11 protein-coding genes are annotated in these 12,637 nt (G+C 65.0%); 2 read left to right on the top strand and 9 right to left on the bottom strand.

From position 1 onward, the window contains the following. Nucleotide 1: 1 nt before the first annotated feature. The gene (locus tag ACVWY1_RS13305) at nt 2-307 is read left to right on the top strand and encodes a chaperone modulator CbpM (protein ID WP_023630087.1); all 306 of its coding nucleotides are present in this window, start codon (nt 2-4) and stop codon (nt 305-307) included. 33 nt (nt 308-340) lie between these two features. Here the strand turns inward: ACVWY1_RS13305 and ACVWY1_RS13300 are convergent, their stop codons facing one another. From ACVWY1_RS13300 to urtA, 6 genes are all read right to left on the bottom strand, one after another. Beyond that, the gene (locus ACVWY1_RS13300) at nt 341-853 is read right to left on the bottom strand and encodes a GNAT family N-acetyltransferase (protein WP_139673784.1); all 513 of its coding nucleotides are present in this window, start codon (nt 851-853) and stop codon (nt 341-343) included. 31 nt (nt 854-884) lie between these two features. Next, entirely contained in the window at nt 885-1,583 is a 699-nt protein-coding gene (urtE, locus tag ACVWY1_RS13295) for an urea ABC transporter ATP-binding subunit UrtE (RefSeq protein WP_102683967.1), read from the bottom strand. 145 nt (nt 1,584-1,728) lie between these two features. Beyond that, nucleotides 1,729-2,586, bottom strand: coding sequence for an urea ABC transporter ATP-binding protein UrtD (gene urtD / locus ACVWY1_RS13290; RefSeq protein WP_277502162.1), 858 nt, complete (start codon nt 2,584-2,586; stop codon nt 1,729-1,731). Beyond that, a complete protein-coding gene (urtC, locus tag ACVWY1_RS13285) occupies nt 2,583-3,662 on the bottom strand; it encodes an urea ABC transporter permease subunit UrtC (RefSeq protein WP_277502161.1) in 1,080 nt (359 codons plus the stop codon). Before urtC ends, urtD begins: the two co-directional genes overlap by 4 nt. Beyond that, complete coding sequence (gene urtB, locus ACVWY1_RS13280; RefSeq protein ID WP_277502160.1) at nt 3,662-5,149, bottom strand: urea ABC transporter permease subunit UrtB; 1,488 nt, start codon at nt 5,147-5,149, stop codon at nt 3,662-3,664. The genes urtC and urtB overlap by 1 nt, the downstream gene beginning before the upstream one ends. Nucleotides 5,150-5,289: 140 nt before the next feature. Then, a complete protein-coding gene (urtA, locus tag ACVWY1_RS13275; protein ID WP_277502159.1) occupies nt 5,290-6,555 on the bottom strand; it encodes an urea ABC transporter substrate-binding protein in 1,266 nt (421 codons plus the stop codon). 508 nt (nt 6,556-7,063) lie between these two features. On the opposite strand from urtA, the gene ACVWY1_RS13270 reads away from it, so the two are divergent. After that, nucleotides 7,064-7,363 (top strand): hypothetical protein, encoded by a 300-nt coding sequence (locus ACVWY1_RS13270; RefSeq protein ID WP_198755610.1) that lies wholly within the window; start codon nt 7,064-7,066, stop codon nt 7,361-7,363. 121 nt (nt 7,364-7,484) lie between these two features. Here ACVWY1_RS13270 and cycA read toward each other — a convergent pair whose 3' ends face one another. The 3 genes from cycA to ACVWY1_RS13255 all read right to left on the bottom strand — a co-directional run bounded on the left by cycA (nt 7,485) and on the right by ACVWY1_RS13255 (nt 12,635). Further along, complete coding sequence (cycA, locus tag ACVWY1_RS13265) at nt 7,485-8,900, bottom strand: D-serine/D-alanine/glycine transporter (RefSeq protein WP_198755609.1); 1,416 nt, start codon at nt 8,898-8,900, stop codon at nt 7,485-7,487. A 245-nt stretch (nt 8,901-9,145) separates the two neighbouring features. After that, nucleotides 9,146-10,510, bottom strand: coding sequence for a PepSY-associated TM helix domain-containing protein (locus ACVWY1_RS13260; protein WP_277502158.1), 1,365 nt, complete (start codon nt 10,508-10,510; stop codon nt 9,146-9,148). 58 nt (nt 10,511-10,568) lie between these two features. Continuing rightward, complete coding sequence (locus tag ACVWY1_RS13255) at nt 10,569-12,635, bottom strand: TonB-dependent copper receptor (RefSeq protein WP_277502157.1); 2,067 nt, start codon at nt 12,633-12,635, stop codon at nt 10,569-10,571. Nucleotides 12,636-12,637 lie beyond the last annotated feature (2 nt).

Raw genomic sequence — 12,637 nt, 5'->3', positions numbered from 1 at the left:
CATGAGCAGCACCCTGATCGTTCAACTGGACATGCGTACCCTTTGCCAGGAAGCCGACCTCACGGCCGATTGCGTGATCGAGATCGTCGAGCACGGCATTGTTGAACCTTCGGGGCGAACGCCGGAGGAATGGGTGTTCGACGACCGCGCGCCGGTCACCCTCAAGCGTGCGGTGAAGCTGCATGATCAGCTGGAGCTGGAGTGGGAAGGGGTGGCCCTGGCGCTTGAGCTGCTGGAAGAGGTACAGCAGTTGCGCAGCGAGAACCACATGCTGCGCCAACGGTTGGGCCGGTTTACCCAGATGTAAACGTTGTGGGGCCGCACGGCGGCCCCTCGGGCTTCACGGCTGTGCCCCAGGATCGAGCATCAATTGCATGAAGGTCAGGTCCAGCCACCGGCCGAACTTCACCCCTACCTGCGGCATCTGCCCGGTCACCACGAACCCCAACCGCTCGTGCAGGCGCACCGACGCGGCATTGCCGCTCTCGATGGCGGCGACCATCACATGCTTGCCACAGCCCCTGGCCCGTTCGACCAGCGCTTCCATCAGCACCGGGCCCAGACCTTTGCCGCGCTGGTCTGCACGGATGTACACCGAATGTTCGACCGTATGGCGGAAGCCCTCGAAGGGGCGCCAGTCGCCGAATGAGGCGTAACCCAGCACGCCGCTGTCATCCACCGCGACCAGGATTGGATAACCCTGCTGCGCGCGGGCCTCGAACCAGGCCAGGCGATTGGCCAGGTCCACCGGGGTTTCGTTCCAGATCGCCGTGGTGTTGGCCACGGCGTCGTTGTAGATGTCGAGGATGCCCGGCACGTCGTCGATCAGGGCGTCGCGGATCTGGTAACTCATGACAGCGTCTCGCAAGGGAAGTGGTTGCAGATTAAATGGTAACCAGGCCGCGCACACCTTCAGCCTGCATGTTTTCGCCGCGGCCGCGCTGGACGATCTCGCCGCGGGCCATGACCAGGTACTGGTCGGCCAGTTCCTCGGCGAAATCATAGAACTGCTCCACCAGCAGGATGGCCATGTCGCCACGGTCGGCGAGCTTGCGGATCACCGCGCCGATCTCCTTGATCACCGACGGCTGGATGCCTTCGGTAGGTTCGTCGAGGATCAACAGGCGCGGGCGGCTGGCCAGGGCGCGGCCGATGGCCAACTGTTGCTGCTGGCCGCCAGAGAGGTCGCCGCCACGGCGTTGTTTCATCTGCTCCAGCACCGGGAACAGTTCGTAGATGAAGGCCGGCACATCCCGTGCCTCGCGGGCGGGGAAGCGCGACAGGCCCATCAGCAGGTTTTCCTCGACAGTCAGGCGCGGGAAGATCTCGCGGCCCTGGGGCACGTAGGCGATACCGGCCTGGACCCGTTGCTGGGGCTTGAGCGTGGTGATCGGCTTGCCTTCCCATTCCACGTGGCCCTCGCGGGCTGGCAGCAGGCCCATCAGGCAGCGCAGCAGGGTGGTCTTGCCCACGCCGTTGCGGCCCAGCAGGCAGGTGACCTCGCCGACCTTGGCCTCGAAGGACAGGCCGCGCAGGATGTGGCTGCCGCCGTAGTACTGGTGCAGGGTGTCGATTTTCAGCATGTCATGTCCCTGTTGGTTTTTACCTCGCCTGCACCGGCCTCATCGCCGGCAAGCCGGCTCTCACAGGACAGCACAGCTTTCGAATCCTGTGGTTGTCCTGTGGGAGCCGGCTTGCCGGCGATGAGGCCGGTGCAGATAACGAAGATCAGCGGCCCAGATAAACCTCGACCACCCGCTCATCCTCCTGCACCTGCGCCAGCGACCCTTCGGCCAGCACACTCCCCTGATGCAGCACCGTCACATGGTCGGCAATGCTGCCGACGAAGCCCATGTCATGCTCCACCACCATCAGCGAATGCCTGCCCGCCAATGATCGGAACAGCTCGGCGGTGAACTCGGTCTCGGCATCGGTCATCCCCGCCACCGGCTCGTCGAGCAGCAGCAGCTTCGGCTCCTGCACCAGCAGCATGCCGATCTCCAGGAACTGCTTCTGCCCGTGGGACAACAACCCCGCCTGGCGCTGGGCCAGGGGCAGCAGTCGCAGGGTGGCCAGCACCTCGTCGATGCGCTGGCGCTGCTCGCCGCTCAAGCGTGCCAGCAGGCTGGCCCACACCGACTTGTCGGCCTTGAGCGCCAGCTCCAGGTTCTCGAACACCGTCAGCGCCTCGAATACCGTGGGCTTCTGGAACTTGCGGCCGATGCCGGCCTGGGCGATCTGGCATTCGCTCATGCGGGTCAGGTCGAGGGTGTCGCCGAAAAACGCGGTACCTGTGTCGGGGCGGGTCTTGCCGGTGATCACGTCCATCATCGTGGTCTTGCCGGCGCCGTTGGGGCCGATGATGCAGCGCAGCTCGCCGACGCCGATGTACAGGTTGAGGTCGTTGAGCGCCTTGAAGCCATCGAAGCTGACGCTGATGCCTTCCAGGCTCAGCACCGTGCCATGGCGGGTGTCGAGCCCGGCCTCGCGGCGCCGGCCCAGGCCGATGGCTTCGCGACCGCTGCCGACCTGGTCGAAGATCGGTTCCAGCATGAATTCCGGATGCACCGGGGGCACGCTTCTCATCGCTGGCTCCTTTTCTTCACAAGGCCGACCACGCCCTTGGGCAGGTACAGGGTGACGAGGATGAACAGCGCGCCGAGGAAGAACAGCCAGAACTCGGGGAACGCCACGGTGAACCAGCTCTTCATGCCATTGACCAGGCCGGCACCGAGCAGCGGCCCGATCAACGTGCCGCGCCCGCCGAGTGCCACCCACACGGCGGCCTCGATGGAGTTGGTCGGTGACATCTCGCTGGGGTTGATGATGCCCACCTGCGGCACGTACAGCGCCCCGGCCAGGCCGCACAGCACGGCACTGAGCACCCACACCAGCAGCTTGAAGCCGCGCGGGTCGTAGCCGCAGAACATCAGGCGGTTCTCGGCGTCGCGCACGGCGGTGAGCAGGCGCCCGAACTTGCTCTGGGTCAGGCGCCAGCACAGGTACAGGCTGGCCAGCAGCAGACCGACTGTCAGCAGGAACAGCACCGCCCGGGTGCCCTGGGCGGCGATGTCGAAACCGAGGATGGTGCGGAAGCTGGTGAAGCCGTTGTTGCCGCCAAAGCCGGTCTCGTTGCGAAAGAACAGCAGCATCCCGGCAAAGGTCAGGGCCTGGGTCATGATCGAGAAGTACACGCCCTTGATCCGCGAGCGGAAGGCGAAGAAGCCGAACACCAGCGCCAGCAGCCCCGGTGCCAGCACGATCAGGCACAGCGCCCAGGCGAAGTGCTGGGTGCCGGCCCAGTACCAGGGCAGCTCGCTCCAAGACAGGAAGGCCATGAAGCCCGGCAGACCATCACCGGCCGCCTGGCGCATCAGGTACATGCCCATGGCATAGCCGCCAAGGGCAAAGAACAGGCCGTGGCCCAGCGACAGCAACCCGGCGTAGCCCCACACCAGGTCCAGGGCCAGGGCGACGATGGCGTAGCAAAGAATCTTGCCGACCAGGGTCAGGGTATAGGCCGAGACCTGCAAGGCGTGCCCGTCGGGCAGCAGCGACAGCAGCGGCAGGGCCAGCAGCACCAGGACGACAACGGCGCCGACGGCCAGCGACACCCGGGTGCCGGCCTTGCGCGTGGCAGTGACAATCAATGGCTGGTTCATCAGTCGATTACCCGTCCCTTGAGGGCGAACAGGCCTTGCGGGCGCTTCTGGATGAACAGAATGATCAGCGCAAGGATGAGGATCTTGCCCAGCACCGCACCGATCTGCGGCTCCAGCAGTTTGTTGGCGATGCCCAGCCCGAAGGCCGCCCACAGGCTGCCGGCCAGCTGGCCGACACCACCGAGCACCACCACCAGGAACGAGTCGATGATGTAGCTCTGGCCCAAGTCCGGGCCGACGTTGCCGACCTGGCTCAGGGCCACGCCGCCGAGCCCGGCGATGCCCGAGCCGAGGCCGAAGGCGAGCATGTCCACGCGCCCGGTGGACACCCCGCAACAGGCCGCCATGTTGCGGTTCTGGGTGACCGCGCGCACGTTCAGGCCCAGCCGTGTGCGGTTGAGCAGCAGCCAGGTGAGCAGCACCACGGCGAGGGCGAAGCCGATGATCACCAGGCGGTTGTACGGCAGCACCAGGTTGGGCAGCACCTGGATGCCGCCGGACAGCCAGGCCGGGTTGCTTACCTCGACGTTCTGCGCGCCGAAGAGCAGGCGCACGGCCTGGATCAGGATCAGGCTGATGCCCCAGGTGGCCAGCAGGGTTTCCAACGGGCGGCCATACAGGTGGCGGATCACCGTGCGCTCCAGGGCCATGCCGACCCCTGCGCTGACGGCGAATGCCACCGGCAGGGCGATCAACGGGTAGAACTCGATGGCACTCGGAGCGTAGCGCTGCAGCAGCACCTGGACCATGTAAGTGCTGTAGGCGCCGAGCATCAGCATCTCGCCGTGAGCCATGTTGATCACCCCGAGCAGGCCGAAGGTGATCGCCAGGCCCAGCGCGGCCAGCAGCAGGATCGAACCCAGCGACAGGCCACTGAAGGCCTGGCCGAGCAGCTCGCCAACCAGCAGCTTGCGCTGCACCTGGGCCAGGCTGGTTTCGGCTGCGGTGCGCACGGCGGCGTCGGGTTCGGCGCCGGGTTGTAGTAGCGCTTCGAGGCGGGTGCGGGCCAGCGGGTCGCCGGTTTCGCCGAGCAGGCGCACGGCGGCCAGGCGTACCGCGGGCTCGCTGGCGCCCAGTTGCAGATTGGCCAGGGCCAGGCCGAGGGCGGCGTGCACGGCGGCGTCGGGTTCGGCGGCAAAGCGTCGGTCGAGGAAGGCCATCTGTGCCGGTTGCGCGGATTTTTGCAGTTGCTGGGCGGCGGCCAGGCGCACGTTGGTTTGGTCGCTGAGTAACTGATGGCTGGCCAGGGCGTTATCGATCAGGCCGCGCAGGCGGTTGTTCAGGCGCAGTTTGCGGGTGTCATTTTCTGCGATGCGGCCTTGGCGCAGGTTTTCCAGCAGCGGCAGGCGGGCGGCATCGGGTTGCGCGGCCCAGGTTTCGAGCAGGCGCGCCTGTTCAGCGGGCTTGGCGCTGAGGAAGAATTCGCCTTCGCTGGCTTGGGTGGCCAGGGGCAGTAGCAGTAGAAAGGTGAGCAGGAATCTGAACATGCGGGCAGTCCTGGAAAATCGGCGGTGGATTCATCGCCGGCAAGCCGGCTCCCACAGGTCCAACAAAGAATTCGGAAGCTGTGCTGTACCTGTGGGAGCTGGCTTGCCAGCGATAGGGCTGCGCAGCAGCCCCAGTGCACTCAGTTACCCTTCACCGCATAATCCGGCCGCTTGTCATTACCCGGAATGAACGGGCTCCAAGGCTGCGCCCGCAGCGGCTGCTCGGTTTCCCACACCACACTGAACTGCCCGTCATCCTGAATCTCGCCGATCATCACCGGCTTGTGCAGGTGGTGGTTGGTCTTGTCCATGGTCAGGGTGAAGCCCGACGGTGCCTTGAAACTCTGCCCGGCCAGTGCTTCACGCACCTTGTCGACGTCGGTGGACTTGGCTTTCTCGGCGGCCTGCGCCCACATGTGGATGCCCACGTAGGTGGCTTCCATCGGGTCGTTGGTCACCGCCTTTTCAGCGCCTGGCAGGCCCTTGGCCTTGGCGTAGGCCTTCCAGTCGGCGACGAACTTCTGGTTCACCGGGTTATCCACCGACTCGAAGTAGTTCCACGCGGCCAGGTGCCCCACCAACGGTTTGGTGTCGATGCCGCGCAGCTCTTCTTCGCCCACCGAGAACGCCACCACCGGTACGTCGGTGGCCTTCAGGCCCTGGTTGGCCAGTTCTTTGTAGAACGGTACGTTGGAGTCGCCGTTGACCGTGGAAATCACTGCCGTCTTGCCGCCGGCGGAGAACTTCTTGATGTTGGCAACGATGGTCTGGTAATCGGCGTGGCCGAACGGCGTGTACACCTCTTCGATGTCCTTGTCGGCCACGCCTTTGCTGTGCAGGAAAGCGCGCAGGATCTTGTTGGTGGTGCGCGGGTAGACGTAGTCGGTGCCCAGCAGGAAGAAGCGCTTGGCGCTGCCGCCGTCTTCGCTCATCAGATATTCCACCGCCGGGATCGCCTGCTGGTTGGGCGCGGCACCGGTGTAGAACACGTTCGGCGACATCTCTTCGCCCTCGTACTGCACCGGGTAGAACAGCAGGCCGTTGAGCTCTTCGAACACTGGCAGCACCGACTTGCGCGACACCGAGGTCCAGCAGCCGAACACCACCGCGACCTTGTCCTGGGTCAGCAGCTGGCGGCTCTTTTCAGCGAACAGCGGCCAGTTGGACGCCGGGTCGACCACCACCGGTTCGAGCATCTTGCCGTTCACGCCACCCTTGGCGTTGATCTCGTCGATGGTCATCAGCGCCATGTCCTTGAGCGAAGTCTCGGAAATGGCCATGGTCCCGGACAGCGAATGCAGGATGCCGACCTTGATGGTCTCGGCGGCCTGGATGCTCCAGCTCAGGCCCATCGCGGCGACCGATGCGCTGAGGGTGAAGGCCTTGATCAGACTGCGTCGCTTCATGTGCTCACTCCGATGTGATGGTGGGTGTTGGCCAGATCGGAGATTGCAAGGGCTGTGCCGAGCGATGGAAGGTGCGTGATAGAGCGGTTGTGCGACGAATCGGGGCGCAGGGTGGGGCCAGGATGGTGCTTGCTGCACAGGCCTGCACAGGATTGGGGCCGGGGGCGATGAACACTTTTGACACATAAGCGGTACTTGAGTACCGTGCCGCACCGCAGTAGTTTCTGCGGTTCGGGATTGGCGTCCCGGATACAGAGAGCGGGCACTTTCAAAAGTGTCCTGCATGGCTGCACCCGTTATGGGCGGAGCCGTGTGTGGGAGCCTTCGGGCTCACCGGCTCTCTCTGTCCGGCACGCCAACCCGCACGGCTCCGTCCACCCATATTGGCGTGTGGGTGCGGAGCGTCATTACGGAGAGCCGCAAGGAGATGCACCATGCTCAAGAAGATCGTTCCAGATCCACCGTTCGTATTTATCGAGATCGCCACCTTTCATCGAGAGGTGCAGCCATGAACCAGGAATCGCTGGTCAACCTCACCCCGCGCAAATCACGTCCGGTCACCGCCAGTTCCCACTTTGGCACCTGCAATCACGCCCACGCGCCGATGCTCTCGGTACAGGCCGGGGTCGATAGCGAGGATGCGCTGGTGTGTGCCGTGGCGGCGTTGAAGGCGGCCTATGAAACCAATGCCGCGGCATTGGAGAAGGCCGCAGATCCGTTGCGCAGTTTGCTGACGGCAACGGAGAATTCGCTGGAGAAGGGGTTGGCGTTGGCTGAGGCTGTGCTTGAAGGGTTGGAGCACGGCTGACAATCGCCGGGGCCGCTGTGCGGCCCAATCGCCGGCAAGCCGGCTCCCACAGGTACTGCGCAATCCTGACCCTGTGGGAGCTGGCTTGCCAGCGAAAGGGCTGCGCAGCAGCCCCCTGCGATCAGCGGCTCGACGCGCCTCTCACCGCATTGCGCGGCTGACGCCTGCTGCGCACAAACTGATAGGTCACCGCCAGGATCACAAACCAGATCGGCGTCACCACCAGCGCCGAGCGCGTATCGGCCTCCAGGCTCAGCAGCACCAGGATGCCGGCGAAGAACACCAGGCACACGTAGCACATGAAGCGCCCGCCGGGCATCTTGTAGGTGGATTGCTCATGCAGCGCCGCACGTTGCTTGCGGTAGCTCAGGTACGACAGCAGGATCAGCGTCCACACGAACATGAACAGCACCGCCGACACCGTCGTCACCAGGGTGAAGGCTTCGATCACATTGGGTACCAGGTAGATCAGCACCGCGCCCAGCAGCAGGCAGGTGCAGGAGAAGTACAGGCCGTTGGCCGGCACGGCGCGGCGCGAGAGTTTCTCGAACGCCTTGGGTGCATCGCCCTCCTGGGCCAGGCCGAACAGCATGCGGCTGGTGGAGAACACGCCGCTGTTGGCCGACGAGGCCGCCGAGGTCAGTACCACGAAGTTGATGATGCTCGCCGCCGCCGGCAGGCCGGCCAGCACGAACAGCTCGACGAACGGGCTCTTGCCCGGCACCACGTCGCGCCATGGGGTCACGGCCATGATGGCGATCAGCGCCAGCACGTAGAACACGATGATACGGATCGGGATCGAGTTGATCGCCCGCGGCAGGGTGCGCTCGGGGTTCTTCGCTTCGGCGGCGGTGGTGCCCACCAGTTCGATGCCGACGAAGGCGAACACGGCGATCTGGAAGCCGGCGAAGAAGCCCAGCAAGCCGTTGGGGAACATGCCGCCGTCATTCCACAGGTTGGTCAGGGTGGCGGTGTGCCCGCTCGGCGACTGGAAGCCGGTGATGACCATGTACAGGCCGGTGGCGACCAGGCCCATGATGGCGATGATCTTGATCAGGGCGAACCAGAATTCCATTTCGCCGAACATCTTCACCGTCACCAGGTTCAGCGACAGCAGCAGGGCCACGCAGCTCAGCGCCGGTATCCACTGCGGCAGGTCGGGGAACCAGAATTGCGTATAGGCGGCAATGGCGACCACGTCGGCGATGCCGGTGACCACCCAGCAGAACCAATAGGTCCAGCCGGTGAAGTAGCCGGCCCAGGGGCCGAGCAGGTCGGCGGAGAAATCGATGAACGACTTGTAGTTGAGGTTCGACAGCAGCAGCTCGCCCATGGCGCGCATGACGAAGAACAGCATGAAACCGATGATCATGTAGACGAAGATGATCGACGGGCCGGCCAGGCTGATGGTCTTGCCCGAGCCCATGAACAGGCCGGTGCCGATGGCGCCGCCAATGGCGATGAGCTGGATGTGACGGTTGGTCAGGTTGCGTTGCAGGTGCTGCTCTTCGGAGGGTGTCTGGGAGGTCCGGGTCATAGGCTGCATTCCATTGAGGGTCAGTCTTTTTGTGAGCGAAAGCCGAGTAGGCTATCACGTCGCGTTCCAATCGCGGGTGTGGCAGATCGGCACGATCTTGGCGGTACGGCGCGATGCCCGACATGACTGGAGTCAATGGTTGCATGGGCTGGCCTAATCGCCGGCAAGCCGGCTCCCACAGGGATCGCATCCACCCTTGTGGGAGCCGGCTTGCCGGCGATTAGGCCGGAACAGCCAAGCAAGGCTCAGGCCCGGGCCAAGGCCCGTTGCCGCACCACCAGGCTATCCACCACCCACATCACCACCATGGACAACCCCACCAGCGGGAAGGCGACGCCCAGCAACAGCATCACCCCCACCGCCGTCTTCCAGCGCGGTAGGTCATGGCGCAGCGGCGGCACGCCGAGCCCACCGGCCGGTTTGCGCTTCCACCACATCACCAGCCCGCTTACCGAACCCAGCAGGATCATCAGGCATACCAGCAGGATGACGAGCTGGTTCAACGGCCCGAACATCTTCCCTTCGTGCAGCATCACCCCCAGCTCCGTGGCGCGGGCCACCGGGCTGTAGTCCTGCCAGCGCACGTCGGCCAGTACTTGGCCGGTGTACTGGTCGACATGCAAGGTTGCGTCGTTGCGCGGATCGTCGGCGAACACTGCGATGGTGAACACACCGTCGGCCGTGGTCGGCAGGGTGATGCTGTAGCCCGGTTCGACCTTGCGCAGGGTGGCGACATCCTCGACCTGCTGCAGGCTGACCTGCGGCGCCGCCGGGGCGTGATCCATCATGTGATGCCCGGCATGCTCGGCATGGGCGCCGGACACCGGCATCGGCGTGTTCTCCATCGCCCACGGCACGGTCTGGCGGTGGGCGCTGTTGAGGTCGCGCGCTTCTTTATCGGACTTCGGCACGTCGTTCCACATGGCCGCCGGGAAGCGGTTCCACAGGTCGGCGTACTGCTTGCCCCACAGCCCGGTCCAGGTCATGCCGCTGAGCAGCATCAACAGCAGCAGGGCCGAACCCCAGAAGCCGGTAACGGCATGCAGGTCGCGCCACAGCAAGCGGCCGCGCGCGCTGAAACGTGGCCACAGCACGCCCGCGCTGCTGCGCCCGCGTGGCCACCAGAGATAGAGGCCGGACACAACCAGGACAATGCCCCAGCCGGCCGCCAGTTCCACCAGCCGGTCACCGACCGTGCCGACCATCAGTTCGCCATGCAGAGCGCGGGCGATGGCCTGCAGGTTCTGCTTGCCATCCTGCTCGCCCAACACCTTGCCGCTGTACGGGTCGACGAAGACATTCAGTTCGCGCCCGCCGTCATGCACCACGAACTGCGCGCTGCGCTCGGCGTTGATCGCGGGCAGGTACTGGCCCACCTGCCCCTGTGGATAAGCCTGGCGCACATTGGCCAGCAGGGTGTCGGCGCTTTGCCGGTGATGGCCGGCCTCGACCACCATCAGTTCGCGGTACATCAACGGGTCAAGCTGCGGCTTGAACAGGTAGATGATCCCGGTAAGCGCCAGCAGGATCATGAACGGTGCCACGAACAGGCCGGCATAGAAATGCCAGCGCCACGCAAGGTTGTAGAAGGAAACGTTTGGTTTGCTCATGGGAGCCTCCCGTAGACCTTGATTGGGCGCGGTCAGGCCCCGCGCCCGTTTGTTGTTGTCAGAAGCTGAAGTCGACCTTGGTCCAGAAGGTCCTGCCTGGCTCGTTCACCGGCTGGGTACTGTTGGCCGGGTAGCCGAACCCGGCGTTCCCGGCCAGGTTCAGGTGCTCGGCGTAGGCCTTGTCGAACAGGTTGTCGACGCCCGCGCTGAGCTTGAGGTTGTTGTTCACCTTGTAGGCACCATTGAGGGAAAACACGCCGAAGCCGGCGCTCTTGTCGTAGTCCTTGCCCACCACGTTGCCCTGGTTCTGGGCGATGCGGTTCTGCTCGGCCACCAGGCGCCACAGGGCGCCGACGCTCCAGGTGTCGCGGCTGTAGGTCAGGCCCAGGCGGCTTTCCAAGGGCGGCATTTGCGGTAGCGCCTTGCCATCACTGCTGTTCTTGCCCCAAGCGTAGGCGAGCGTGGCGTCGGCCTTCCAGTTCTCGGTCAGCTTGTAGGCCGCGCCCAGTTCGCCGCCCATGATGCGGGCGTCGATGTTCTGCGCCTGGGAGGTGAGGTTGCCCATCATGTTGCGTTGGTAGTCGAACAGGATGTAGTCGCGGATCTGGCCAACATAGCCCGATGCCCAGGCTTCCAGACGCTCGTCGCGATACTGGATGCCGAAGTCGAGCTGGGTGGTTTTCTCCGGCTTGATGCCGTCGAAGGCGTTCACCGAGCCGGCCGGGGCGCGCTTGGGCGAGAACAGCTCCCAGTAATCGGGGAAGCGCTGGGTGTGGCCGAGGCCGATGTAAGTGGTGGCGGGGATCGCCGCCAGGTCATGCTCGTAGCGCACGAAACCGCTGGGCAGCGTGTCGGCGCGAGTGTCGCCCTCGGTGGCGCTGCCCTTGCGGAAGTCGCGGGCCGAGGCGCGGTCCAGGCGGGCGCCGGTGATCAGACGGTCCTCGCCGGTCGCATACCAGGTGAGCTCGCCGAAGGCGCCGTAGTTGTGGAAGTCGGCATCCTTGGTCCAGGGCTGGCCCTTATGCGCGTTGACCCCCATGCCGCCACGCTGGCGGTGCTCGTTGGTCTGCGCGTCGATGCCGCTGATCAGTTGCACGTCAGCCCAGCGCCAGGTGGCTTTGATCCGCGCACCCAGGGTGCGGCGGTCGACGTTGCTGACCATGGGCATGCCCATCATGCCGCTGCCCGACGGGGTGCGCAGGGTGTAGTTGTCCATCACGTGGTCGGCGTAGTTGTAGTAGACCTGCGCCTCGACCTTGTCGAGCACCTCGCCGAGGTTGGACTTCTCGAAGCGCAGCCCCAGGCTTTCACGCTTGAACTGCGAGCCGTCCATGCCACGCCCGGCGGAACGCGCCTCGCCATCGCCCTTGCCGGCGGTCAGTTCGAGCAGGGTGTCGGCGTCCGGGGTCCAGCCGAGGCTGACATCGCCGTTCCACTTGTCCCAGCGCGAAGGCACGGTGTCGCCGTTGCCGTCTTCGAAGTCGTCCGAGTGCGACTGGTTGCCGACGAAGCGCACATAGCCGAGCTGGTTGCCGGCCGCAGCGTCTAGCACTTTGTCGAAGCGGCCGTTGGAGCCGGCCAGCACGCTGCCGTTGACCCGGCTGCCGAGCTCGCCGAATTTCTCCGGCTCACGCTCGAAGAGGATGGTACCGGCCGAACCGCCCGGCCCCCAGATCACGCTTTGCGGGCCCTTGATCACGGTGAGGCGATCGTAGGTTTCCGGGGAGATGTACGAGGTCGGGGCGTCCATGCGGCCAGGGCAGGCGCCGAGCATCATGCCGCCGTTGGTGAGGATGTTCAGGCGCGAGCCGAACATGCCGCGCAGCACCGGGTCGCCATTGGTGCCGCCAGCGCGGATCACCGAGAAACCGGGGATAGTCTTGAGGTAGTCGCCGCCATCGCTGGCCGGCACGGGCTGGCGCGGGTCCTTGGGGTTGGTGACCACGGTCAGCGGCGAGCTCGGGGCGATGGCGGTGATCACCGTCGGGCTCAGCTCGGCAGTGTCGTGGATGTGGCCTTCATGGCCGGTTTCGACGGCAAAGGCCAGTGGCGCGAGCAGCGAGCCGCACAGTACGGCGATGGTCCCACGCAGGGAAAGGGCAAAAACAGGGGTGCAGCCGGACATAA

Source organism: Pseudomonas sp. TE6288 (genome assembly GCF_054062095.1).
This window is presented reverse-complemented; position numbering and strand designations above follow the sequence as displayed.